This window comes from Actinomadura citrea (assembly GCF_013409045.1).
Taxonomy (GTDB): Bacteria; Actinomycetota; Actinomycetes; order Streptosporangiales; family Streptosporangiaceae; genus Spirillospora; species Spirillospora citrea.
On sequence record NZ_JACCBT010000001.1, the window covers coordinates 7,936,568 to 7,959,702 of the forward strand.

General features: G+C 72.1%; 20 protein-coding genes and 1 pseudogene. 7 read left to right on the forward strand and 14 right to left on the reverse strand.

All coding sequences use genetic code 11. The features are described from left to right. Positions 1–2: 2 nt before the first annotated feature. The 6 genes and pseudogenes from BJ999_RS36315 to nagA form a co-directional block, all read right to left on the reverse strand. Positions 3–275, reverse strand: a complete 273-nt coding sequence (locus tag BJ999_RS36315; RefSeq protein ID WP_179837442.1) for an HPr family phosphocarrier protein — start codon at positions 273–275, stop codon at positions 3–5. 13 nt (positions 276–288) lie between these two features. Then, complete coding sequence (locus BJ999_RS36320) at positions 289–966, reverse strand: HAD family hydrolase (RefSeq protein WP_229809999.1); 678 nt, start codon at positions 964–966, stop codon at positions 289–291. A gap of 4 nt (positions 967–970) precedes the next feature. Further along, the gene (locus BJ999_RS36325; RefSeq protein WP_089315944.1) at positions 971–1,420 is read right to left on the reverse strand and encodes a PTS sugar transporter subunit IIA; all 450 of its coding nucleotides are present in this window, start codon (positions 1,418–1,420) and stop codon (positions 971–973) included. A 36-nt stretch (positions 1,421–1,456) separates the two neighbouring features. After that, positions 1,457–1,693, reverse strand: a pseudogene (locus BJ999_RS36330) (PTS sugar transporter subunit IIB); the annotation flags it as partial. A 28-nt stretch (positions 1,694–1,721) separates the two neighbouring features. Further along, on the reverse strand, positions 1,722–2,762 hold the full coding sequence (locus BJ999_RS36335) for an SIS domain-containing protein (RefSeq protein ID WP_229810000.1): 1,041 nt from the start codon (positions 2,760–2,762) through the stop codon (positions 1,722–1,724). Then, the gene (gene nagA / locus BJ999_RS36340) at positions 2,759–3,919 is read right to left on the reverse strand and encodes an N-acetylglucosamine-6-phosphate deacetylase (protein ID WP_179837444.1); all 1,161 of its coding nucleotides are present in this window, start codon (positions 3,917–3,919) and stop codon (positions 2,759–2,761) included. The genes BJ999_RS36335 and nagA overlap by 4 nt, the downstream gene beginning before the upstream one ends. 454 nt (positions 3,920–4,373) lie before the next feature. Between nagA and BJ999_RS36345 the strand changes: the two genes are divergently transcribed. From BJ999_RS36345 to BJ999_RS36355, 3 genes are all read left to right on the forward strand, one after another. After that, positions 4,374–5,114, forward strand: coding sequence for a GntR family transcriptional regulator (locus BJ999_RS36345; RefSeq protein WP_179837445.1), 741 nt, complete (start codon positions 4,374–4,376; stop codon positions 5,112–5,114). A 23-nt stretch (positions 5,115–5,137) separates the two neighbouring features. Next, the gene (locus BJ999_RS36350) at positions 5,138–6,505 is read left to right on the forward strand and encodes a PTS transporter subunit EIIC (RefSeq protein ID WP_179837446.1); all 1,368 of its coding nucleotides are present in this window, start codon (positions 5,138–5,140) and stop codon (positions 6,503–6,505) included. A gap of 274 nt (positions 6,506–6,779) precedes the next feature. Further along, positions 6,780–7,151, forward strand: a complete 372-nt coding sequence (locus BJ999_RS36355) for an Rv3235 family protein (RefSeq protein ID WP_179837447.1) — start codon at positions 6,780–6,782, stop codon at positions 7,149–7,151. A gap of 69 nt (positions 7,152–7,220) precedes the next feature. Here BJ999_RS36355 and secA read toward each other — a convergent pair whose 3' ends face one another. Next, on the reverse strand, positions 7,221–10,097 hold the full coding sequence (gene secA, locus BJ999_RS36360) for a preprotein translocase subunit SecA (RefSeq protein ID WP_179837448.1): 2,877 nt from the start codon (positions 10,095–10,097) through the stop codon (positions 7,221–7,223). A 181-nt stretch (positions 10,098–10,278) separates the two neighbouring features. Here secA and BJ999_RS36365 point away from each other — a divergent pair, with 181 nt between their 5' ends. Next, complete coding sequence (locus BJ999_RS36365) at positions 10,279–10,617, forward strand: HGxxPAAW family protein (RefSeq protein ID WP_179837449.1); 339 nt, start codon at positions 10,279–10,281, stop codon at positions 10,615–10,617. Between the two features lie 164 nt (positions 10,618–10,781). On the opposite strand, the gene BJ999_RS36370 is transcribed toward BJ999_RS36365, so the two are convergent. The 7 genes from BJ999_RS36370 to mtrA all read right to left on the reverse strand — a co-directional run bounded on the left by BJ999_RS36370 (position 10,782) and on the right by mtrA (position 19,819). Beyond that, the gene (locus BJ999_RS36370; RefSeq protein WP_308427173.1) at positions 10,782–12,056 is read right to left on the reverse strand and encodes a winged helix-turn-helix domain-containing protein; all 1,275 of its coding nucleotides are present in this window, start codon (positions 12,054–12,056) and stop codon (positions 10,782–10,784) included. Positions 12,057–12,459: 403 nt separating this feature from the next. Further along, complete coding sequence (locus BJ999_RS36375; RefSeq protein ID WP_179837450.1) at positions 12,460–13,227, reverse strand: response regulator; 768 nt, start codon at positions 13,225–13,227, stop codon at positions 12,460–12,462. A gap of 261 nt (positions 13,228–13,488) precedes the next feature. Then, the gene (gene hpf / locus BJ999_RS36380) at positions 13,489–14,160 is read right to left on the reverse strand and encodes a ribosome hibernation-promoting factor, HPF/YfiA family (RefSeq protein WP_179837451.1); all 672 of its coding nucleotides are present in this window, start codon (positions 14,158–14,160) and stop codon (positions 13,489–13,491) included. Between the two features lie 653 nt (positions 14,161–14,813). After that, positions 14,814–15,479, reverse strand: a complete 666-nt coding sequence (locus tag BJ999_RS36385) for a ComF family protein (protein ID WP_179837452.1) — start codon at positions 15,477–15,479, stop codon at positions 14,814–14,816. Between the two features lie 141 nt (positions 15,480–15,620). Beyond that, complete coding sequence (locus BJ999_RS36390) at positions 15,621–17,417, reverse strand: LpqB family beta-propeller domain-containing protein (protein ID WP_179837453.1); 1,797 nt, start codon at positions 17,415–17,417, stop codon at positions 15,621–15,623. Continuing rightward, entirely contained in the window at positions 17,414–19,051 is a 1,638-nt protein-coding gene (mtrB, locus tag BJ999_RS36395; RefSeq protein WP_229810001.1) for an MtrAB system histidine kinase MtrB, read from the reverse strand. Before mtrB ends, BJ999_RS36390 begins: the two co-directional genes overlap by 4 nt. Before the next feature lie 90 nt (positions 19,052–19,141). Then, entirely contained in the window at positions 19,142–19,819 is a 678-nt protein-coding gene (gene mtrA / locus BJ999_RS36400; protein WP_021598338.1) for an MtrAB system response regulator MtrA, read from the reverse strand. Positions 19,820–20,104: 285 nt separating this feature from the next. On the opposite strand from mtrA, the gene BJ999_RS36405 reads away from it, so the two are divergent. The 3 genes from BJ999_RS36405 to BJ999_RS36415 are packed head-to-tail and all read left to right on the forward strand — an operon-like array spanning position 20,105 to position 23,072. Continuing rightward, the gene (locus BJ999_RS36405) at positions 20,105–21,205 is read left to right on the forward strand and encodes a hypothetical protein (RefSeq protein WP_179837454.1); all 1,101 of its coding nucleotides are present in this window, start codon (positions 20,105–20,107) and stop codon (positions 21,203–21,205) included. Further along, positions 21,202–21,879, forward strand: a complete 678-nt coding sequence (locus tag BJ999_RS36410) for a DUF4129 domain-containing protein (protein ID WP_229810002.1) — start codon at positions 21,202–21,204, stop codon at positions 21,877–21,879. Before BJ999_RS36405 ends, BJ999_RS36410 begins: the two co-directional genes overlap by 4 nt. Further along, the gene (locus BJ999_RS36415) at positions 21,873–23,072 is read left to right on the forward strand and encodes a DUF4350 domain-containing protein (protein ID WP_179837455.1); all 1,200 of its coding nucleotides are present in this window, start codon (positions 21,873–21,875) and stop codon (positions 23,070–23,072) included. Before BJ999_RS36410 ends, BJ999_RS36415 begins: the two co-directional genes overlap by 7 nt. The last annotated feature ends 63 nt before the right edge of the window (positions 23,073–23,135 follow it).

Sequence of the window (23,135 nt, forward strand, 5' to 3'; positions counted from 1 at the left end):
CCTCACGCCCCCTCGGGCTCCGGGGTGGACAGCAGCGTCTCCAGGCTGTCGAGCAGCTCGTCGGCCCCCTCGCCCTCGGCGGACAGCACGATCTCCTCGCCGTGCCGCGCGTCCAGGCCGAGCACGGCGAGGATGCTCTTGGCGTTCACCGGGGCGCCGCCGCGCTTGGACACCGTCACGTCCATCGGGGCCTTGGCCGCGGTCTGGACGAACAGCGCGGCCGGCCGCGCGTGCAGCCCCACCCTGGACTCGATCTTGACGTTGCGCTCGGTCACCGCATACTCCCCATCAACTCGTTACCGTCCGGAGCACCCGCAGTGCGGGGCCCGGCACGACGTGCACTTCCATGAAATCGGCCACCACATGGTCGGCCTTGGCCAGCGCGCCCACCGGCTGCGTGGTGACGACGCCCACGCACGTCATCCCCGCGGCCTTGACGGCCGCGACGCCCGCCGGGGCGTCCTCGAACCCGACCGCCTCCTGCGGCGGGACGTCCAGGTCGCGCGCGGCGGCCAGATACCCCTCCGGGTGCGGCTTGCCGGTGACCACGTCCCCGGCGGTCACCACCAGGTCGAGCAGCCCGCGGATGCCCAGCATGTCGAGCAGGCGCTCGGCATAGGGCCGCTGCCCCGACGTCACCACCGCCAGCGGCACGCCCGCGTCCGCCAGCGACCGGACGAGGTCGACCGCGCCCGGGACGGGCGCCACGTCCGGCATCCCCGGCAGCGACTCGTAGGACACCGCCTGCTCGAACAGCTCCTCGACCGTCCGGCCGGGGAACAGGTGCACGTGGTCCGCCAGCGCCTCGATCCCGCGGCGCCCCGCGAACGACGTGATCAGCGTCTCGTCGTAGGGGACGCGGTGGGCGTCGAACAGCCGCGACCACATCACGCGGTTGCGCGGCTCGGTGTCGATGAGGGTGCCGTCGAGATCGAAGACCGCCGCCCCGAGACCGATCATCGCCATGCGCTCAGCTCCATGTGAAAAGCTCGGTCCCCTTCGCCACCTCGCCCGACTCGCGCACGTCCGACAGGGCGTCGGCGCCCGCGTCCAGCGCGACGACCGCGCAGATCGGCGAGCGGCCGCCCGCCTCGATCACGGCCGGGTCCCAGCCGACGAGCGGCTGCCCCGCGGTGACCTCGTCGCCCTCGGCGGCCAGGAGCTCGAACCCCTGCCCCTTCAGCTTGACGGTGTCGATGCCGAGGTGGACCAGGACCCCGTGGCCCTCGGCGTCCACCACGACGTAGGCGTGCGGATGCAACTTGACGATCTTCCCGGTGACGGGCGCGATGGCGTGGCCGGGACCGCGCTCGGGGTCGACGGCCGTGCCCGGGCCGACCATGGCCTGGGCGAACACCGGGTCGGGGACGCCGGCGAGGCCGACGACCCGGCCGGCCACCGGGGACAGTACTCGGGTCATCAGAGGGGTTCCCTTGGTCGGTCGAGGAAGGTCCTGTCAGTCGAGGATGTCCTCGATGTCGCTGGCGATGGTGTCGGCCTCCGGGCCCACGACGACCTGCACGACGGTGCCGCTGCGCATGACGCCGTACGCGCCCGCCTTCTTCAGCGCCGCCTCGTCGACCTTTCCGGCGTCGGAGACCTCCGTGCGCAGCCGGGTCGCGCACGGCTCGATCTCCACGATGTTCTCGGCCCCGCCCAGGGCGGCGACGATGGCCTCGGCCTTGTCCATGCTCGTTCTCTCTTCTCGGGATCCGGGTCGCTCAGTCGGTCTGCGTGACCTTGTTGAGGCCGCGCGGGACGTCGGGGTCGATCCCGAGCCGGCGGGCCAGGTTCTCGACCATGATCTGGCCGGGGACGATGAGGCCCAGCGGCGCCACCCACTCGGGGAGGCCGGGACCGGGCAACGCGGCCGAGCACGCCTCCGCCAGCTCCGCGCCGCCGCCCACGCCGAACGCGCGGGCCCCCGCGCTGCGCACCCGGCGGGCCAGCGCCACGGTGCCGGGCAGCGTCGGGCCGGAGTCGGCGGCGACGAGCAGCGCGGGGGTCTGCGCGTCCACGACGGCGATGGGGCCGTGCAGCAGATCGGCGTAGGACAGGCCCATGGCGTGCAGGTAGCACGCCTCCTTGATCTTCAGCGCCAGCTCCAGCGCGGTCCCGAACGCGATGCCGCGTCCGGAGACCACGGTACCCGGGACCTTCGCCAGTTCCTCGACGATCTCCGGCAGCGCGGGCGAGGCCTCGGTCAGCGCGATCATCCGGGCGACCTCGTCGGGGACGCGGCGCAGGTCGTCCACGGCGACCTGCGCGCCGAGGCCGAGGCCGAGCACCGACAGCGCGGCGAGCTGGGTCGTGTAGGTCTTGGTGGCCGGCACGGCGATCTCGGCGCCCGCCTGCGTGACCAGCGCGACCTCGGCGGCCTCGGCGAGCGGCGACCCGGCGCCGTTGGTGACCGCGACCGTCCGTGCGCCGCAGTCGCGGGCCCAGTCGAGGGTCTCGACGATCTCCTCGGTCTTGCCGGACTGGCTGATCGCCACGGCCAGCACGCCGGACAGGTCCAGCCGGCGCCGGTAGGCGGTCGCGATGGACGGCGCGGCGAGCGTGGCCAGCCGCCCCGCGTGCGCCTCCACCAGGTAGCGCCCGTACACCGCGGCGTTGTCGGACGACCCGCGCGCGATGAACAGCACCTGCCGGGTCTCCCGCGCCAGCGCCCCGATGTCGGGTGTGCGCGGGAGGAGCGCGTCGATCGTCCGGCGCAGCGCGTCCGGCTGTTCACCGATCTCGGCGCGCATCTGACTGGTCATGATCCCCCTCCGAAGACTTCCTGCCCGTTGACCCACGTCGCAAGCGCCCGGTGGTCCGGCCCCAGCCAGACCAGGTCGGCCGCCGCGCCGGGGGCGATCCGGCCGAGATCGGGCCGGCCGACGAGGTCGGCCGGGATCCGGGTCGCGGCGTCGACCGCGTCGGCCGGGTCGACGCCGAGCGCGACGGCGTTGCCGACCGCCTCGTCCAGCCGGAGGCCGGATCCGGCGATGGTGCCGTCGGCGCGCAGCGGCGGGCCCTGCTCGGGCATGGTGATGGGCTCGCCGCCGAGGTCGTAGGTGCCGGGCGGCATCCCGGCGGCCGAGGCCGCGTCGGTGACGAGCACGACCCGTCCCGCCGCGGCCCGCAGTACCAGCGTCGCCACCTCGGACCCGACGTGGTGCAGGTCGAGGATGAGGCCGGGGCTCAGCCGCTCGTCGATGAGAGCCTGCACGGCCACGCCCGGGTCGCGGTGGTGGACGCCGGTCTGCGCGTTGAAGATGTGGGTGACCTTGCGGGCGCCGGCGTCGGCCGCGGCGGCGACCTGCGCGGCGGTGGCGTCGCTGTGCCCGACGCTGACCAGCACGCCGGCCGCGGTGAGGGTGCGGATCGCCTCCAGGGCGCCGTCCCGTTCGGGCGCGAGGGTGACGAGCTTGACCAGGCCCGTTTCCAGCAGGGTCGCGATGGCGCCGGGCGCGGGGTCGGTGAGGTGCGCGGCGTTGTGCGCGCCCTTGCGCTTCTCCGACAGGAACGGGCCTTCGAGGTGGACGCCGAGGACGCGGGCACCTGGCGGCAGGTCCGGCAGGAGGCCGCGGGTGCGGCGGAGCGCCTCGGCCTGCGTGCGCACCGGGGCCGTGATGAAGGTGGGCAGGAACGCGGTCACGCCGGTCTCGGGCAGGCGGGACACGACCGTGTGCCAGGCGGCCTCGTCGGCGTCCACCATGTCGTGGCCGAAGTATCCGTTCACCTGGAGGTCGACGAGTCCTGGCGCGAGGAGGCCGTCGGGCAGGTCGACGTCGGGCGCGCCCTCCGGACGCCCTTCTCCGGCCTCGATGATCACGCCGTCCACCACGCGGACGTGCCCCGGGGACACGACGCGGTGGGGGCCGGCCGCCGGGGTGAGGATCATGCGGTCGGCCGTGATCAGCAGTGATGCCATGGGGGCGCGCTCTCTGTGACGCGATGATCGCGGATGGGTTCCTCCGGATACCAACTGGTCTAGTCCGGACTAGACCAGTACGCACCATACTCCACGAATCGGAGGGAGATGAAGATGCGGGGCGAAACTTCGTCCGGCTCCGGACCGCCGCAGGAGTTCCGGCCGCCGAGGCGTGAGGAACGGGAGCCGGAAACGGTCATGACGCTCGGGCGCAGAACCGGAGGCACCGTCCGACCCCCTGGCCTGACCTGCGACTTCGTCGATCTTGACGTCGCCGGCACGTGATCGGGCCGTTACGGATTCGTGCATTGACATGCCTTTCGGTGCTGTGGTCTAGTCCGGCCTAGACCAGTACCAGCCGAATCGAATACCGTCGAACAACCGACCAGCCCACCCATCCGTCGAAACCCGGCGAATCCCATCGATCCGGCCACCGGCCATCGAGGACACCCCCGTGACGACCATCGACCCGCACAGTCCGGTACCGAAGTACTTCCAGCTCCGCGCCATCCTGCTCGACCTCATCGAGAGCGCGGAACTGCCCGTCGACGCCCCGATCCCCTCGGAGCGCGAGCTGTGCGTCCGGTACCGGCTGTCCCGCATGACCGTCCGGCAGGGCGTCGACCAGCTGGTGTCCGAGGGGCGGCTCTACCGCGTCCCCGGCAAGGGCACCTTCGTCGCCCGGCCCAAGATCGAGATGCCGCTGCGGCTCGTCTCGTTCACCGAGGACATGCTGGCCCGGGGCCTGCGGCCCGGCGCCCTCGACCTGGACCGGCGCACGGTCCCGGCCGACGCGCGCCTCGCCCGCATCTTCGACGTCGAGCCGGGTACCCAGATCCACGTCATCGAGCGGCTGCGCACCGCCGACGGCGAGCCCATGGCACTCGAACGCGCGCATATCCTGGCCTCGCTCGCTCCTGACCTGCTCGATCGCAGGCTCGCCGACCGCTCCCTCTACGGCGTACTGGAGGCGGTCTACGGGCTCGTCTTCGACGCGGGCGACCAGACCATCGACGCCAGCCTGGCCGACGCAGCCGACGCCAGGCACCTGCAGATCGCCCGGGGCAGTGCCGTGCTGCTCCTGCAACGGCGCTCCTACACCGGAGGAGTGTGCGCCGAGCTGGGCGTGTCGACCTACAGGGCTGACAGGTACCAGATCCACACGGCCCTCGGAAATCCCCCGCCGCACTCCTGAAACCCCTGAGGAGGAACCTCGCGATGACTGCGACAACAGTGGACTCCGCGCCGCGCCGAGGGTCGAGCGCCCTCGCGGTGCTGCAGCGGATCGGCCGCAGCCTGATGCTGCCGATCGCCGTGCTGCCCGCCGCCGCGCTGCTGCTCCGGTTCGGCCAGCCCGACATGCTCGGCGAGGACGGCCTCGGCTGGAACCGCGTCGCCGAGGTCGTCGGCGGCGCCGGCCAGGCCCTGTTCAGCTACCTGCCGCTGCTGTTCGCGGTCGGCGTGGCGATCGGGTTCGCCCGCAAGTCCGACGGCTCCACCGCGCTCGCCGCCGTGGTCGGGTACCTGGTGTTCGACCAGGTCTCCAAGATCATGTTCTCGCACAGCGACGAGCTCAAGGGCAACGTGCTGATCACCAAGGTGGTGGACGGGGCGCCCAAGGAGGTCATCGACTTCGGGGCCAAGAACCCCACCGACGTCCTCGGCGGCATCCTCATCGGCGTCGTCGCCGCACTGCTCTACCAGCGCTTCTACCGGGTGAAGCTGCCCACCTACCTGGCGTTCTTCGGCGGCCGGCGGTTCGTACCGATCATCACGGCGCTCGCCGCCCTGGTGCTCGGCGTCCTGATCGGCTTCATCTGGCCGGTGTTCGGCAGCTGGCTGACCGACTTCGGCAACTGGATCACCGGCGCGGGCGCGGCCGGCGCCGGCATCTACGGCGTCATCAACCGCCTGCTGCTGCCGTTCGGCCTGCACCACATCCCGAACTCGCTGATCTGGTTCGTGTTCGGCTCCTACAACGGCCCGGACGGCACCGTGCACGGCGAGATCAACCGGTACCTGGCCGGCGACCCGCACGCGGGCGGCTTCCTCGCCGGGTTCTTCCCCGTCCTGATGTTCGGCCTGCCCGGCGCGGCCCTCGCCATCTGGCGCGCCGCTCCCCCGCACCGCCGTCCCGCGGTCGGCGGCATCATGATCTCCGCCGCGCTCACCGCGTTCGTCACCGGCGTCACCGAGCCCATCGAGTTCGCGTTCATGTTCGTCGCGCCCGTCCTGTACGGGGTGCACGTCGTCCTCACCGGGATCTCGATGGCGGTCCTGGAGGCGGCCGGCGCCCAGCTCGGCTTCGGCTTCTCCGCGGGCGGCATCGACCTGCTGCTGAACGCCTCGAAGGACAACACCAAGGGGCTGTGGCTCATCCTCGGGATGGGCGTCCTGTACTTCTTCCTGTACTACTTCATCTTCAAGTTCCTGATCACGAGGTTCAACTTCGCGACCCCGGGCCGCGAACCCGAGGACGAGGAGTCGACGGCCGTCGACGCGGGCGCCGACCCCGAGCTCGCCGGCGGCGCGAAGAAGAAGAACCGCAAGGGCACCGCCGAGCCGCAGGACTCTCCGGCCGGCTGAGCCCTCCCCTGAGTCCCGGGACCCCGCACCCCGGGACTCGCTCCCGAAGGCGGCGGGACGCACTTCGCGTCCCGCCGCCTTTCCCATTCCCGTTACGGGAGCGGCCGTATGCGGTCAGGACGTATTTTCCACAAGCTTCGTGACTCCTGTTTCAAAAAGCGATTCAGGAGGTTTCATGGTGCGTCCGGTCAGAAGCGGGGCAGTTCGGTTCGTTCGGTACCGCCCGGCCCCCGCCGTTCACGGAACGCTGGCGTTGCGGCCCGTGGCGGGGCCCGTGCCCGGAGGGCCGGGGCTGCGGCTCGTCCGTCCGGCGGACGGGGAGGACGCGGAGGTCCAGGCCGTCGCGGAGGCGTCCGTCCGGCTCGCCGTGGAGGTCCTGGCGGGGACGCGGCCGGCGCACCAGCTGGCGCTCGTGGCGGTCCCGGGGGTGTGCCGGGAGATCGCCGCCCAGCTCGGCCCGAGGGCGCGCGGCGGGCGGGTCGTCCCGCCGAAGGTGCTGTCGACCCGGTCGCAGCGGCCGGCGCCCGACGTCGCCGAGGCGGTCGCCCTGGTGGTCGTGGCGGGACGCGTCCACGCGCTGGCCCTGCGGCTGGAGCACGCGCGGGGGCGGTGGCGCTGCACGGCGCTGGAGACGACCGCGCCCTGACATGCGGAAGCGGCCTCCCGAGGCTCCGGGAGGCCGCTTCCGCGCGTCCTGCTCGTGCTGGCGGGCGCCCTACTTGGCCTTGCTGCGCGGGTCGCCGTGGCAGCGCTTGAACTTCTTGCCGGAACCGCAGGGGCACGGGTCGTTGCGGTTGACGCCCGCGTACTCGTCCGTGGTCTCCTCGCTGTGGCGCTCGACGCCGCCCTCGCCGTCGACGGTCGGGGCCGAGTACTCCAGCTTCTTCGGACGATTCGGCTCGTCGAGGCCCTTCGCCTTGATCGCGACGGCCTCCTCGGCCTCCTCGGGCTCCTCGACCTCCTCGTCGTCGGCCTTGTCCATGTCCACCGTGGGGGCGGACTTGGCGACCGACACCGGTTCGGCGCCCACGACCGGGGCGTCCGGCTGCTCCTCCACCTCGACCTCGAGGTTGTAGAGGTAGCCGACCGACTCCTCCTTGATGCCGTCGAGCATCGCGTTGAACATGTCGTAGCCCTCGCGCTGGTACTCCACCAGCGGGTCGCGCTGCGCCATGGCCCGCAGGCCGATGCCCTCCTGGAGGTAGTCCATCTCGTAGAGGTGCTCGCGCCACTTGCGGTCCAGCACCGACAGCACGACACGGCGCTCCAGCTCGCGCATGACCTCCGCGCCGAGCTCCTCCTCGCGCTTGTCGTAGGACGCCAGGGCGTCCTCGCGGATCTTCTCGGCGAGGGTCTCGGCGTCCAGGCCGGAGATGTCGCCGCCGACGTCCTCGACCAGCTCGTCCACCGTGATCGAGATCGGGTAGAGCTGCTTGAACGCCTTCCACAGCTTGTCGAGGTCCCACTCTTCGGCGAAGCCCTCGCCGGTGGCGCCCGCGACGTAGCCGGCGACGACCTCGTCGATCATCCGGCGGACCTGGTCGTGCAGGTCCTCGCCCTCCAGCACCTTGCGGCGCTCGGCGTAGATGACCTTGCGCTGCCGGTTCAGCACCTCGTCGTACTTCAAGACGTTCTTGCGCATCTCGAAGTTCTGCTGCTCGACCTGGCTCTGCGCCGACTTGATCGCGTTGCTGACGATCTTGGACTCGATCGGCACGTCGTCCGGGATGTTCAGCCGGGTCATGATCGCTTCGACGCGGGCCGAGTTGAACAGCCGCATCAGGTCGTCCTCGAGCGAGAGGTAGAACCGGGACTCGCCCGGGTCGCCCTGCCGGCCGGAGCGTCCGCGCAGCTGGTTGTCGATGCGCCGCGACTCGTGGCGCTCGGTCGCCAGGACGTACAGGCCGCCGACGTCGACGACCTCCTCGTGCTCGCCCTTGACGTCCTCCTTGGCCTTCTCCAGCGCCTCGGGCCAGGCCGCCTCGTACTCCTCGGGCGTCTCCAGCGGCGACAGCCCGCGCTGGTGCAGCGCCAGGTCGGCGCGGAAGTCGGGGTTGCCGCCGAGCATGATGTCGGTGCCGCGTCCCGCCATGTTCGTCGCGACGGTGACGCCGCCCTTGCGGCCCGCCTCCGCGACGATCGTCGACTCCTGCTCGTGGTGCTTGGCGTTCAGCACCGCGTGCGGGATGCCGCGCCGCTTGAGCATCTTGCTCAGCCGCTCGGACTTCTCGACCGAGGTCGTGCCGACCAGGACCGGCTGGCCCTTCTCGTGCCGCTCGGCGATGTCGTCCACCACGGCCTCGAACTTGGCCTGCTCGGTCTTGTAGACGACGTCCGCGACGTCCTGGCGGATCATCGGCTTGTTCGTCGGGATCGGCACCACGCCGATCTTGTAGGTCTTGTTGAACTCCGCCGCCTCGGTGTCGGCGGTGCCGGTCATGCCGGAGAGCTTGTTGTAGAGGCGGAAGAAGTTCTGCAGGGTGATCGTGGCGAGCGTCTGGTTCTCGTCCTTGATTGCCACGCCCTCCTTGGCCTCGATGGCCTGGTGCATGCCCTCGTTGTAGCGGCGGCCGTGGAGGATGCGGCCGGTGAACTCGTCCACGATCAGGACCTCGCCGTTCATGACGACGTAGTCCTTGTCTCGCTTGTAGAGCTCCTTGGCCTTCAGGGCGTTGTTGAGGAAGCTCACCAGCGGCGTGTTCACCGAGTCGTAGAGGTTGTCGATGCCGAGCCAGTCCTCGACCTTCTCCACGCCGGACTCGGTGACGCCGACCGTGCGCTTCTTCTCGTTCACCTCGTAGTCGCCGGGCCCGTACTCGTCGACCTGCCCGGCGGTGCTGATCAGCTCGGCGCGCTTCAGCCGCGGGACGATCTTGGCGAACTCCGAGTACCACTTGGAGTTCTGCTCGGCCGGGCCGGAGATGATCAGCGGGGTGCGGGCCTCGTCGATGAGGATCGAGTCGACCTCGTCCACGATCGCGTAGTTGTGGCCGCGCTGGACGCACTCCTCCAGGCTCCACGCCATGTTGTCGCGCAGGTAGTCGAAGCCGAACTCGTTGTTCGTCCCGTAGGTGATGTCGGCGTTGTAGGCCGCCCGGCGCTCGTCCGGGGTCATCTGCGGGAGGATGACGCCGACCTCGAGGCCGAGGAACTGGTGGATGCGGCCCATCCACTCGGCGTCGCGCTTGGCCAGGTAGTCGTTCACCGTGACCACGTGGACGCCGTCGCCCGCGAGGGCGTTGAGGTAGGCGGGGAGCACGCAGGTCAGGGTCTTGCCCTCACCCGTCTTCATCTCGGCGATGTTGCCGAGGTGCAGCGCCGCGCCGCCCATCACCTGGACGTCGTAGTGCCGCTGGCCGAGCACGCGCTTGGCGGCTTCGCGTGCGGTCGCGAACGCCTCGGGCAGCAGCTCGTCCAGCGACTCGCCGTCGGCGAGTCGCTCCCGGTACTTGTCGGTCAGCTCGCGCAACTCGGCGTCGCTCATCTCGAGGAAGTCCTCCTCGATCGAGTTGACCTGATCCGCGAGCTTCTTGAGCTTGCGCAGAGTTTTTCCCTCGCCCGCACGAAGGATCTTGTCGATGACTGGCGGCACTCTCGAAGGCTCCTTGCAGATCGTGGGTCACCGCTCCAGGCGGCGCGCACACCACACGTACGATGCCCATCGTAGGCGAGACCCAGAATGGTCTAGGTCACTCCGGAGCGCAATCCACAGAGCGCCCCGTTTGACTGTCGGGGCCCCGGAGAAGATGTCTCACACCTCAGGAGGGAGCGCTATGTCGGAAGAGTCGCACGGTTCGCACGCCGGCCGGCCGAGTTCGTGGATCGCCGTCACCGTCATCTTCGCCGGTTTCGTGGTAGGCGGCGTCGGGCTCTGCCTGGGCCCCATGTGGGTCATGTTCTGGGTCGGCGCCGGCATCGTCGTGCTCGGCATGCTCGTCAGCTGGGTCGTCCACCTGTTCTCCGACGTCGTCGTGGACGCGCCCCGAGTCATCCCCGAGATCGTCGACTACTCCCTGTTCGGATCCCAGTCCGACAAGCGGCGCGGCGGCGACGCCGGCGAGGTCCTGGACACCCCCGTGGCCACCGACACCCAGCAGTCCCCCCACGGCTGACCTCCCCGCCCGAAGCCCCGACGGCCGCCCCTCGGCCCCCGGCCGCTCCTCGCCCGCTGCGGGAGCCCGCCGGCCCCGGCGGGCGGCTCCTTGGGTTTCCGGCGCCCCCGCTCGCGCCGTGTTGCCCCCTGAGCAGGGCTTGAGCACCCTATGGGCTGCGGGGATCAGGAGGGAGACGCGGAAGCCAGGGCGGCTTTGACGAGGACACCGGGCAAGGTGGTGCGCTCTATACGGACGTCGTCGCAGCCGACCCACGCCGCGGCGCGCCACAGGGCGGTGGCGAGGGCGGTCGCCGACGTCTCCGTGCGGGCGGCGGTGCGGGTCGCCCACGGTTCCATGGACACCTGGCGGGCGATGAGCGTGCGCCCCTCCCGCGCGGGGTCGACGCGTCCGATGATGCGCCCGCCGGCCAGGAGCGGCATCGCGAAGTACCCGTGGACGCGCTTGGCCTTCGGGACGTACGCCTCCAGACGGTGGTCGAAGCCGAACACGCGCGAGGCGCGGGCGCGGTCCCAGACGAGGGAGTCGAAGGGCGAGAGCAGCGCGGTGGCGTGCCTGCCCTTGGGCGGTGAGGCCAGCGCGCCGGGGTCGGCCCAGGCGCGCCGGTTCCAACCGGCGACCTCGACGGGGACGAGCCCTGCCGCCTCGACCACGCGGTCGACCTGGTCCTGCTTGATCCGGTAGTAGTCGGCGAGGTCGCCGCGGGTGGCCACGCCGAGGGCCCGCCCGGCGCGGGCGACGAGGGCGGTCAGGCAGGCGTCGTCGTCGAGGTCTTGCGCGAGGAGATCGGCGGGGACGGCGCGTTCGGCGAGGTCGTACACGCGGCGCCAGCCGACCCGCTCGACGCAGACGACCTCGCCGATGTCCAGCAGCCACTCGATGCCGATCTTGTGGTCGCTCCAGTCCCACCAGTCGGCGCCGGCCCTGGCGCCGCCGAGCTCCTTGGTGGTGAGGGGGCCGTCGGCGCCGAGCCGGGCGCGGATCTCGTCGCAGACGCCTTCGGGCACCTTGTGCCAGCGCCATCCGCGGCGCACGTAGGCGCGGCGCCGGAACGCGAACAGCGGCCAGTCGGCCATGGGCAGGATGGACGCGGCGTGGGCCCAGTACTCGAACGTCCCGCCGGTGGGCGAGCCGTTGGCGCCCGCCCCGTCGGCAGCCGGGCCGTCGGCGGCCGGTCCGGGCTTCGCGGAGCGGCGTGTCGCGGGCCTGACGGCCTGGCGCCCGCCCCAGTAGGCGGCCTCGATCTTGTCGCGCCCGACCGGGCCGAGGCGGGCGTAGGGCACCAGCTCGTGGGACCGGGCCAGAACAGAGATCGTGTCGAGCTGGACGGCGCCGAGCCGCTCCAGCATCGCCGGCACGCCCCCCTGTGGACGCGCCCCCAGGAAGCCCTGGGCGCGCAGCTGGAGCCGCCGTGCCTCGTCCGCGCTGAGTTCCACCACGCCGGCGATGCTACGACACAACACCGACAAACCCGGATTGCCGGTCGCCCCGCCCCCCGGCCGCCCGCCCACACCCCGACGCGCGACAGGCACCAGCAGGCCGAACAGGGCCAGTGCTACCCGGCCTCCCAGGCGGTCTCACAAGCCAGGCCGGGTCCCTCTACCCGCCGAACGACCGTAGCGGGACGCACGGCAGGCGCCAGCGTGCCCCGCAGAGGGCTTCCCGCCCTCCCCAAGCCAGTACACGACCCAGGCGGCGCACAAGACGGCCCGGTTCCCGTCTACCCGCCGAACGACCGCACCGGCACGTGCGGCAGGGGCCAGCGTGCCCCGCAGAGGGCTTCCCGGCCTCCTTGGGCGGAGGCACGGGCGGGCGGAGGCACGGCCGGGTGGTCGTCTCGGGTCAGGTGATCTCTAGGAGTTTTTCGCGGACGGCGTAGACGACGGCCTCCATCCGGGAGTGGAGCTGGAGCTTCTCCAGGATGTTGCGCACGTGGTTCTTCACCGTGTTCTCGGAGATGAACAGCTCGCGCGCGATCTCGCGGTTGCCGAGGCCGCGTGCGACGAGGCGCAGCACTTCCATCTCGCGCTCGGTGAGGCGGGGCGCGGGGACCTGCTGCGTGCGCTCCTCGCTGCGCTTGGACAGCGAGGCGAACTCGGTGATGAGCTTGGACGCCATCGACGGGCTGATCAGCGACTGGCCGCCGTGCACGGCGCGGACGGCCTGCGGGACCTCGTCGATCGAGATCTCCTTGAGCAGGTAGCCGCTGGCGCCGGCCTTGATCGCCTCGAAGAGGTCCTCCTCCTCGTCGCTGATGGTCAGCATGACGATCTTCGCGCTGGGCGCGGCGTCCTTGATCGCGGTGCACGCCTCGATGCCGCTGCGGCGCGGCATCCGGATGTCCATGAGGACGACGTCCGGCAGCAGGTCGCCGGCCATCTCCACGGCCTGCTGCCCGTCGCCGCCCTCGCCGATGACCTCGATGTCGTCCTCGCCCTGGAGGACCATCTCCAGGCCGCGGCGGAACAGCGCGTGGTCGTCGACGATGAGCACGCGGATGGGGTCTGCCGCTCCGGTCGGCGCTGCCGCCTCCCGGCCGGCGGGGGCGGTGCCGGCGCCTGGCTGGCGGGGTACCGCCGCGGCGTCGCGAGTCTCGGGCTTCTCGCTCACCAGAGTCGCGGCGTGAAGGAGACGCCGCTTCCCCCCTTCACTATTCAGCGATATGGAACTGCGGAGGGTCGTTCTCCTACGGGTCGTCCTCGGGAACCTACGGGGTCCGGGGACGAACCCGGGGGATTTCAGACCGGGGTGTCTCCCGGTTAACCGCCGCGCGCCCCGGGAGGTTCCCGGGACGCGCCGCGTCGCGGATCGGCTGATGCGCCTTTTCAGATCATGACATGGTTCGGGCGGTGACGTGACGCGAGTACCGCATCACTCTTCGACAAGTCTGATGACTCCGTAGTCCCAGCCTCGCCTCCGGTAGACGACCGAGGGGTGCCCCGTGGACTTGTCGCGGTAGAGGAAGAAGTCGTGACCGACGAGCTCCATCTCGAAGAGGGCCTGCTCGATGCCCATCGGCTCGGCCTGGTGGAACTTCTCGCGGACGACGAGGGGGCCGTCGCCGTCCATGGGGATGGGGACGAGGTTCTCCTCCTGGGGGACCACCTCGGTCTCGGCTTCGGCCTCCACGGGCTGTGCGGCCGGCTCGACAGGCTCGGGCCCGACTGCGGGGAGCGTTTCGGGGAGCGTCTCCATCGTGGCGAGCTTGGCGCGGCCCTTGCCGCCGTGGTGCTTCGCGCCGTGCCCCTTGCGCCGCTCCGCGTCGCGGCGGAGCTGTGACTCCAGCTTGTCCAGCGCCAGGTCGAGGGCGCCGTAGCGGTCGTCGGCGGCGGCCTCGGCGCGGATCACCGGACCGCGGGAGCGGATCGTGAGCTCCACTCGCTCGCGCTGGTCGGCCAGGCGGGGATTGCGTTCCTCTGACACCTCCACGTCCACGCGGATGACCTTCTGGTCGAGCCGCTCGATCTTGGCGAGTTTGTTGTCGACGTGCCGACGGAACCTGTCGTTGACGTCGGTGTGCCGGCCCCTCACGGTGATGTTCACGTGGGACCCCCCTTCTCCCGGTTACGGTTCATGCCCGTTCCGGGGCCCCTGACAGCCCCGAACGGGTACCAAAGGACGGTGGGTCGCACCCGCCCGGCCGACCTGGTCTTCGTCCCCACATCCGCCTGCTGAGGGGCTCGCGGCGCTTTCGCCACTACTGCCCTTCTCCCGTTTCGGGGGATGTCGGATCCCACGACGGGGCAGGACTTACCTCTAAGGCGCACCGTGATCGGTCGACGAGAAGTCGCCTTACGTGGGCCGTTTCGCCTGCGCCTGGCATCGGCTAGCCGGATCGTCTGCCGTGCCCCTGACGGGCACTGCGATCCAACGCAACCACGGACCCGGGCGGGTGCCATGTCAGGAACGCTAACCCCTTACGCCACGAATGTCAGGGGGGTGCGGCGAGGAAAAACTCACTGACCGTCATCGTTGACTGCCTCAGCGGGGTCTTCCGCCGCCTCTCCGGGACCCCGTCATGGACCCGAAACCCCCGTGTGCACGCCGCTCACGGGCCTACCGCCCGCCCAGGTCAGCTGGGACTCACCCCTCGGTGAGTTTCCGAAATCCCTGCCGCCCCATGTCCTTATGTGACTCGATTAACTTCACACTGTCCCCCTACACCCCACAGGCCCGACAAGTTCCACTACACGGCGTCACCAGAGCCGGTGCCGGGGCGTCGCGGCGATGGTGGCCGCCCCGGTCACGTCCGCGCCGGCCGCCCGCAGGGCTCGCGCGGCCTCGGCCAGGGAGGCGCCCGTCGTGACCACGTCGTCGACCAGGACGACGCGGCGCCCGGCGACCTCGGCGCGCACCTCGATGGCCCCCGCGAGGTTGGCGGCCCGTTCCCTGGCCGAGAGCCCGGCCTGGTCGGCCACGCGCCCTCGCTGCCGCAGGGCGCCGAGCGCGGACACGGGAACACCGCCCGCGCGGAGCCGCCGGACCGCGACGTCGACCGTCCCCCGCAGGGGGTCGTGGCCGCGCCGACGCACGGCCCTGCGCCCCGACGGCACCCACACCACCACCGGCGGGCCGGGGCCGGACGGGAGGGCGGCGTGGACGGCCGTGGCCAGGGCCTCCCCCAGCGGAACGGCGAGCGCCGCGCGTCCGCGCTCCTTGTAGGAGGCCAGGATCGTGCGGAGCGGCCCCTCATAGGCCGCCACGGTCCACGGAGGGGGCAGCCCGGCGGGCGCCTGCCCCGCCGGCCGCGCGCCCGCCCTCAGGGGACGTGCGCACGCGTCGCACAGCAGCCCCGGATGATGCCCGCACCCGGCGCAGCGTTGCGGAAGAAGCAGGTCGATCAGATCGGCGAGAACACTCATGCCCTCGACGATGCCGGGCGCGCCCGGCCACCGCCCCGCACTCCCGGAACTGTGGATAACTCTCAGTGATCACAGGGCGGCGGGCAATGGGCAAGGTGATACCGCTGCTTCGGCGTGTCGCGGTACGCCCGGATCCGCGCGTCAGCCCGGGTAGGAGGGGTCCTTGGCGGGGGTGGGGCAGATCCAGGCGCTGTAGGAGTTGCTCGGGGAGCGCTGGCGGCAGACCTGGTCCTTGCCGGACGAGCGGGTGCCGATGAGGATCGGGGCGCCGGGGGCGGCGGCGATCGTGCGGGGCTCGCCGAGGGATCCGACGCCCAGGGACGTGATGGCGCTGCCGCTGATCGGCATCAGGAACGGGAGGGTCTGCGAGTCGCGCTTGGCGCGGCCCAGGACGGCGAGGGTGCCGTAGTCGCGCCAGGCGAGGTCGACGGCGTCCTGGAGCTCGGAGCTGACGGGCAGGAAGGAGCCGACGTCCGGGGCGCCCCCGGAAGCCTGGACTATGCGTCCCACCTGGACCTGGGGGCGGCCGTCCACGCGGGCGATCACGGCCGCGCGGACGCCGTCGCGGGCCACGCGGAAGGCGAGGACCTCGCGGCCGCCGAGGCCCCAGTGGGCGGCGCGGACGGGCGGTCCGCCGCGCCTGCGCACCCAGAGCGAGGACTCGTCCTTCTTCGTCTCCACGATCCACAGGGTGCCGTCGTGGCTCCAGGTCGGCGCGGTGAAGTGGGCGCCGGGACGCGCGGTCAGCAGGACGCGGGGCGCGGGCTGGCCGGTGACGGGGCCGGCGACCAGGACCTGGCTCTCGTCGGCGCTCAGGCCCGCGAACTCCTGGTGGTCGGGGGCGACGGCGGGACGGGTGAGCCGGCCGGCGGCGCCGGTCACGACGGGCTGGGCGCGGTCGCTCTCCAGGGTGCCGAGGAAGCCGGAGGGGCCGACGACGTAGGCGCTCTGCTGGACGCCCGCGCCGGGCACCTGGCCGTCGGGCGAGTTGCCCTCCCATCCGTTCACGGACTGCGTGGCGTCCGTGCCGTCGGGCGCGACGGTCCTCCCCTCGATCGACAGCCGCCACGACTTGATCTCCGAGAGCTGCCGCATCGTCCACGAGAGCTGCGCCGACATGCGCTCGACGTCGCCGCCGCGGGCCTGGCCCGTGAGGTCGACGGTCGCGACGTCCTTGTCGATCCGCACGCTGCGGCGGAGCCGGGTGCCCTCGGGGAAGGCGGTGTCGACCGCGCCGTTCAGCCAGGAGGTCGGGCCGGTCAGCAGGGCCTGGACGAGCTGGGTGGGCAGCGTCTGCCGGTTCACCACGGGCAGGAACACGCCGTTCGGGACGAGGGTGCGCCGGTCGGGCGCGAAGAAGTACAGGTTGACGGTGCGCATGGCGCGCTCGACGTCGTCCTTGGTGAGCAGCAGGCCGGCCTTGTCGTCACCGGGGAGGCCGGCGATGCGCCAGACGCCCTGCGGGGTCTTGGAGAGCTGGAACGTGGCGTCGAGCGCCTTCGGGGAGGCGGTGTACTGGCCGTCGGCGGTGATCGTGCCGAGCTCCTCGCCGGTGATGCGGACGGTCGCCTGGTTCCCGGACGACTTGATCACGTGCGGGTCGGTGATGCGGCTCGCCAGCACGGTCACGAACGGCCGCAGGCCGGGGTTCCAGGACGTCTGGCCGGACAGGTACTGCTTGGCGACCTTGTGTCCGTCGTCGAAGCTCGCGGACGCGGAGAGGAAGCCCGAGACGATCTGGGCGGGGCCCCACTCGGGGCGCGGCTTCACCGGGATCAGCCGGACGTAGGGGTCGTCGACGCGCTCGGCGCGCTCGGCGGGCTTGCCGGAGACGACCTGCCCGCCGCTCGGCACGTTCGCGCAGCCTGCGCCGCCGAGGACCAGGACGGCGACGGCGAGCAGGCACGTGATCCGCCGGGTTCCCGCGCAGGGGCTCATTCGCCCGCCTCCAGCTCCGCGAACAGCGGGCGGGCGTCACCGGCCCCCGGCGGGACGAGCGGCAGCGGCGAGCCCCGCAGTTCGGCCCCGGCCACGCGCGGCAGCGAGAGGCGGAACTGGGAGCCCGCGCCGGGCTCTCCCCACGCCTGGAGCCAGCCGCCGTGCAGTTGCGCGTCCTCCCGGGAGATCGACAGGCCGAGCCCGGTGCCGCCGGTGGTGCGGGCCCGGGCCGGGTCGGCGCGCCAGAAGCGGTCGAAGACCATCTGTCCCTCCCCCGGTTTCAGCCCGACTCCGTGGTCGCGGACGGAGACGGCGACGGCGTCGCGGTCGGCGCCCACGGAGACGACGATGTCCTCGCCGTCGCCGTGCTCGACGGCGTTGACGAGGAGGTTGCGCAGGATGCGCTCGACGCGGCGGCGGTCGACCTCGGCCAGGCAGGGCTCGCCCGGCAGCTGCAGGATGACCTTGCTGCCCTTGCGCTCGGCGAGGCCCTGGATGTCGCCGACGACCCGCAGCACGAGGTCGCGCATGTCGAGGGACTCGGCGTCGAGCGTCGCCGCGCCCGCGTCGTGGCGGCTGATCTCCAGCAGGTCGGCCAGGAGCGACTCGAACCGCTCCAGCTGGCTCTGCAGCAGCTCCGCGGACCGCCCGACGGACGGGTCGGCGAAGCCGTCGCGGTTCTCGTAGAGCATGTCCGCGGCGATCCTGATGGTGGTCAGGGGCGTGCGCAGCTCGTGGGAGACGTCGGAGACGAACTGGCGCTGCACCTGCGACAGGTCCTCCAACTCGCCGATCTTCTCCTGGAGGTTGGCCGCCATGTCGTTGAAGGAGCGGGCGAGCCGGGCCAGGTCGTCCTCGCCCCGGACCCGCATGCGCTCTTCGAGGCGTCCGGCGGCGAGTCTCTGCGCGCCCTGGGCCGCGAGCCGCACCGGAATGACGACCTGCCGCGTGACCAGGGAGGCGATCGCGGCCAGCAGCAGCACCAGGACGATGCCCACTCCGGCCAGGGAGCGGCTGACGTTGGTGAGGGTCTGCTGCTCCTGCGTCAGCGGGAAGAGGTAGTACAGCTCGAACTGGCCGGTCTTGCCGCCGACGATGAGGCCGCGCTCGTCCGCGCGATCTCCGATGTAGGAGAGCCTGCCGTAGGTGTAGGCGCGGGACCCGGCGGGCGCGTTCTTCAGCTCCTCGCGGAGCCGCTTGGGGACGCTCTCCTGGCGCAGTTCGTTGGTGGTGTACCCGTCGAAGTACTGCTCGGTGGTGTCGCGGATGTAGACCTCGTAGAGCCCGGAGGGCCCGCTGCGGGCCTTGAGCCGGTCGATCGTCGAGTTCAGCCTGCTGCCGTCGCCGGTGGAGTTGCCCAGGTCGCGCTGGACCTGCGCCAGGCCGTCGTCCAGTTGGAGACGGGCCGCCTTGACCTTGCCGTCCATCAGCGCGGACGACACCTGCTGCATGAGGAACGCGCCCAGGATCGCCACCACGATCGCCGAGATGAACAGGGTGGACGTGACGACGCGGACCTGGATCGACCGGCGCCAGCGCAGGTAGCCGGCGCCCGCGGCGCCCTGGACGACGCGGCGGACCGCGCCCAGCCCGCGCCGGACGAACCGCTTCGCCCTCCTCATGTCGACGTTCATGGGAGGTCCGCGAGGCGGCGCGGCGGTCCGGAAGGGCGCTGGTCGGTCATCGGCGTGTCACGGGGATCGCGGCGGACGGCGGGACGGGCCTCAGGCCGGACCGGCCTTGTAGCCGACTCCGCGCACGGTGACGACGATCTCGGGCCGTTCCGGATCTTTCTCGATCTTGGCGCGGAGCCGCTGGACGTGCACGTTCACCAGCCGGGTGTCGGCGGCGTGCCGGTAGCCCCAGACCTGCTCCAGCAGCACCTCGCGGGTGAACACCTGGCGGGGCTTGCGGGCGAGGGCGACCAGCAGGTCGAACTCCAGCGGCGTGAGCGGGATGTGCCGGTCGCCGCGCTTGACCGAGTGGCCGGCGACGTCGATGGTGATGTCGCCGATCTGCAGGGTCTCGGGCGCCGGCTCGTCGGTGCGGCGCAGGCGGGCGCGCACGCGCGCCACCAGCTCCTTGGGCTTGAACGGCTTGACGATGTAGTCGTCGGCGCCCGACTCCAGGCCGAGGACGACGTCCACCGTGTCGCTCTTGGCGGTCAGCATGACGATCGGCACGCCGGACTCGGCACGGATCTGCCGGCACACGTCGATGCCGTCGGCCCCCGGCAGCATCAGGTCGAGCAGCACGAGGTCGGGCCGGGTCTCCCGGAACGCCTCCAGCGCCTTGTCGCCGTCGTGGACGAACGACGGCTCGAAGCCCTCGCCCCTCAGCACGATGCCGAGCATCTCGGCGAGCGCGAGATCGTCGTCGACGACCAGTACACGTCCTCTCATGGCCCTCATCGTCACAAGTCGGGGTTCGGTGGAGTGGGGCGCGATGCTCCGGCGCCACCTCGCCAGGGAGAGTTATGCCTTGGCGTGCAAGGTTACCCGCGTTTGCGTCGTACGGCGCTCCTCCGCATCGTCCGGGCGACTCGCCATCGTAGGCGCGACTCCCGAAACCAGCGCAAGATCTACGCCGCGCCCGTGACAGGATGACCTGACCGGCGGCCGCGTACCGGCCCGGATCGGGCCAGATCGGACGCGCCGCCGACCCGCCGAAGAGCGCAGGGAGACGGGATGCCGGGACCGGACGGCTGGGACGACGACGCCGGCGCCACCGATGTGGCGCGGGGCGTCCCGTTCCGTCCCCTGTCGATCTCGGAGATGCTGGACGGCGCCATCGCCGGCATCCGGCGCAGGCCGCGCGCCACGCTGGGCCTGTCGGTGGCGGTCAGCACGGTGATCCAGGTGACGAGCTCGGTCGCCGCGTACTTCTTCGTCGGCGACGAGGCCCGCGACGAGGTCACCCCCGACCTGCTGATGGAGTCGCTGGGCGCCCAGCTGACCCTGTCGCTGCTGGGGCTGGTGCTGTCGGCGTTCGGGATCCTGCTGCTGGCGGGGCTGGTGGCGCCGATCCTGGGGCGCGAGCTGCTGGGACTGCCGATCGCGCCGAGGCAGGCGTGGCGGGACGCCCGGCCGCGGCTCGGACGGCTGGTCGCCACGGCGTCGGCCGTCATGGGCGTCTCGCTGGGCGCGCTGGTCCTGCCGCTCGTCCCGTTCCTCCTCCTGATCGCCGCCGGGGAGCGCCCGGCGTTCGCGGTGCTCGCGGGGCTCTTCGGTTTCCCCCTCGGCATCGGGCTGATGGTGTGGCTGTACATCCTGTTCGTCCAGGCGGTTCCCGCGGTCGTCCTGGAGCGGCAGACCGTCGGCGGCGCGCTGCGCCGCGCGATGACCCTTTCCAAGGGGCGCTGGTTCCGGACGTGCGGGACCCTCCTTCTGGCCCTGCTCGTGACCGTGTTCATGGGCTTCTTCGCCTTGCGGATCCCGTTCCTGTTCGCACAGTTGATCTTCTTTGACGACTCCTCCGGCAGCGGGGCGACGATGGGCGCGCTCGCCGTGGACACCGTGGGCCGGATCGTGAGCTGGTCCGTGGTGATGCCGTTCGACGCGGGTGTGATCGCATTGCTCTACATGGACCGGCGCATGCGCCGCGAGGGCTTCGACCTGGACCTGCGCACCCGGGGGCGTTCGGCCGCGGCCGTCGCCGCCGGGGAGCGGGGAACCGCCGGAGAGCAGGGCGCCGGCGAGCAGGACGAGGGGTTCATCGGCCTGTGGCGGACGGGCCCGGCGCAGGCCGGCCCGGCGCCGGCACGTCCGTGGACGGGGGCGGGCACGTGATTCTCGATCCGATCGGCCGCGACGAGGCCCGCGAGATGGCCCGCCGCGAGTTGGAGAAGCAGATCTACCAGCGCGACAAGCCGTCCTGGCTGGAGCGGGCCTGGGACGACTTCGCCGAGTGGCTGCGCCACCTGTTCGACAAGGCGCCCGCCCCGGAGTCGCAGGGCAGCGGCGGCGGGTGGACGTCCATCGCCATCGTCGTCGCCGTCGTGCTGGTCGCGGTCGCGCTGGTGGTGTGGCTGATGTGGGGACGCCGGAACCCGCGCTCCCGCAAGGACCCGCTGCTGGAGGACGCACCGTCCACGGCGCTCGACCACCGGGAGGCGGCGGAGCTGCACGCGGAGGCCGGGCGGTGGGCCGAGGCGATCCGGGAGCGGCTGCGCGCCATCGCCCGCGACCTCGAGGAGCGCGCGGTGCTGTCGGCGCGGCCGGGCCGGACCGCCGACGAGCTGGCGGCCGAGGCGGGCGAGGCGGTGCCGGAGCTGGCCGGCGAGCTGGCCGCGGGGGTGCGGATCTTCGACGACGTCTGGTACGGGGACCGGCCGGGCACACCCGAGGGATACGCGCGGATGAAGGAACTGGACGAGCGGCTGCGCGCGGCGCGGCCGAAGCCGCTGGAGTCCGACGACCTCACCCTGGCCGGAACCGGCGACGACGGGGGGCCGCGATGGTGACGGCCTCCCCTCCGCGCGACGCGCGGCCCGCCCCGGAGGCGTCCGCCCGGCAGGTCGCGGGGCGCCGCTGGCGGTCGGCGCGCGGCGTCGTCGCGGCGGTCCTGGCGATGATCGTGGTCGCGGTGGTGCTGGCCGCGCTGCGCCCCTCCGCGTCGGCCGAGGCGCTCGACCCGGAGTCGCCGAAGCAGGACGGCAGCCGGGCGCTCGTGGAGATCCTCCGGCAGCACGGCACGCCGGTGACGGTGGCCCGGAACACCCGCGACGCCCTCGGCGCGGCCGGGCCGGGCACGGTCCTGGTGGTGACCCGCACGGAGCGGCTCACCGAGGAGGACCTCGCCCGGCTGAGCGGCGTCCCGGCGGATGTGCTGCTCGTCCGGCCCACGTCGTTCGCGCTGGAGGCGTTCGCCCCGCAGGTGCGCAGGCGGGGCCCGTCGTTCGAGGAGATCGCAGGACCGCGCTGCAACCTGCCCGTGGCGTCGCTCGCGGGGCCGGTCGACTTCCACGAGTCCGAGACCTACGAGGTCGCGGGCGCCGGCACGGCCTGCTACCGGACCGACTACGGCGACGCGAGACTCGTCCAGGTCAGCACCGGGGCGCACACCGTGACGGTGCTGGGCTCGACGGCGCCGCTGACGAACCGGCGGCTCACCGAGGAGGGCAACGCGGCCCTCGGCATGAACCTGGCCGGTGCGGGCACGTCGGCGGTCTGGCTCGCCCCTGACCTGCCCGAGACGGGCTCCGGCGCGGGGCAGCGGTCGCTCGGCGATCTGCTGCCGTTCGGCGTGAAGCTGCTCGTCCTCCAGCTGCTCGTCGCGGTGCTGCTGGTGGCCCTGTGGCGGGCCCGCCGCCTCGGCCCGGTCGTGGCGGAGGCGCTGCCCGTGGTCGTCCGGTCCGCCGAGACGGTCGAGGGCCTCGCCCGCCTGTACCGCGCCGGGCGCGCCCGCGACCGGGCCTCCGACGCGCTGCGCTCCGGCGCCCGCGAACGGCTCGTGCCACTCCTCGGACTCCCCCGCAGCAGCGCGCAGGACCCCTCCGCCGCACAGGAGATCGTCGTGGCGGTCGCCCGCCGCACGGCGTACGACGAGACGTACGTCGGAGCGGCCCTGTACGGTCCTGAACCCCTGGACGACGCCGGGCTGATCGCCCTCACCGACGTCCTCGACGACCTGGAAAGGCAGGTACGCCAGTCTTGAACCCCCCTGTAGAGCTCGGGAAGGACGACGTGCCCGGCGGCGCCCCCGGCGGCGCGGGGCCGG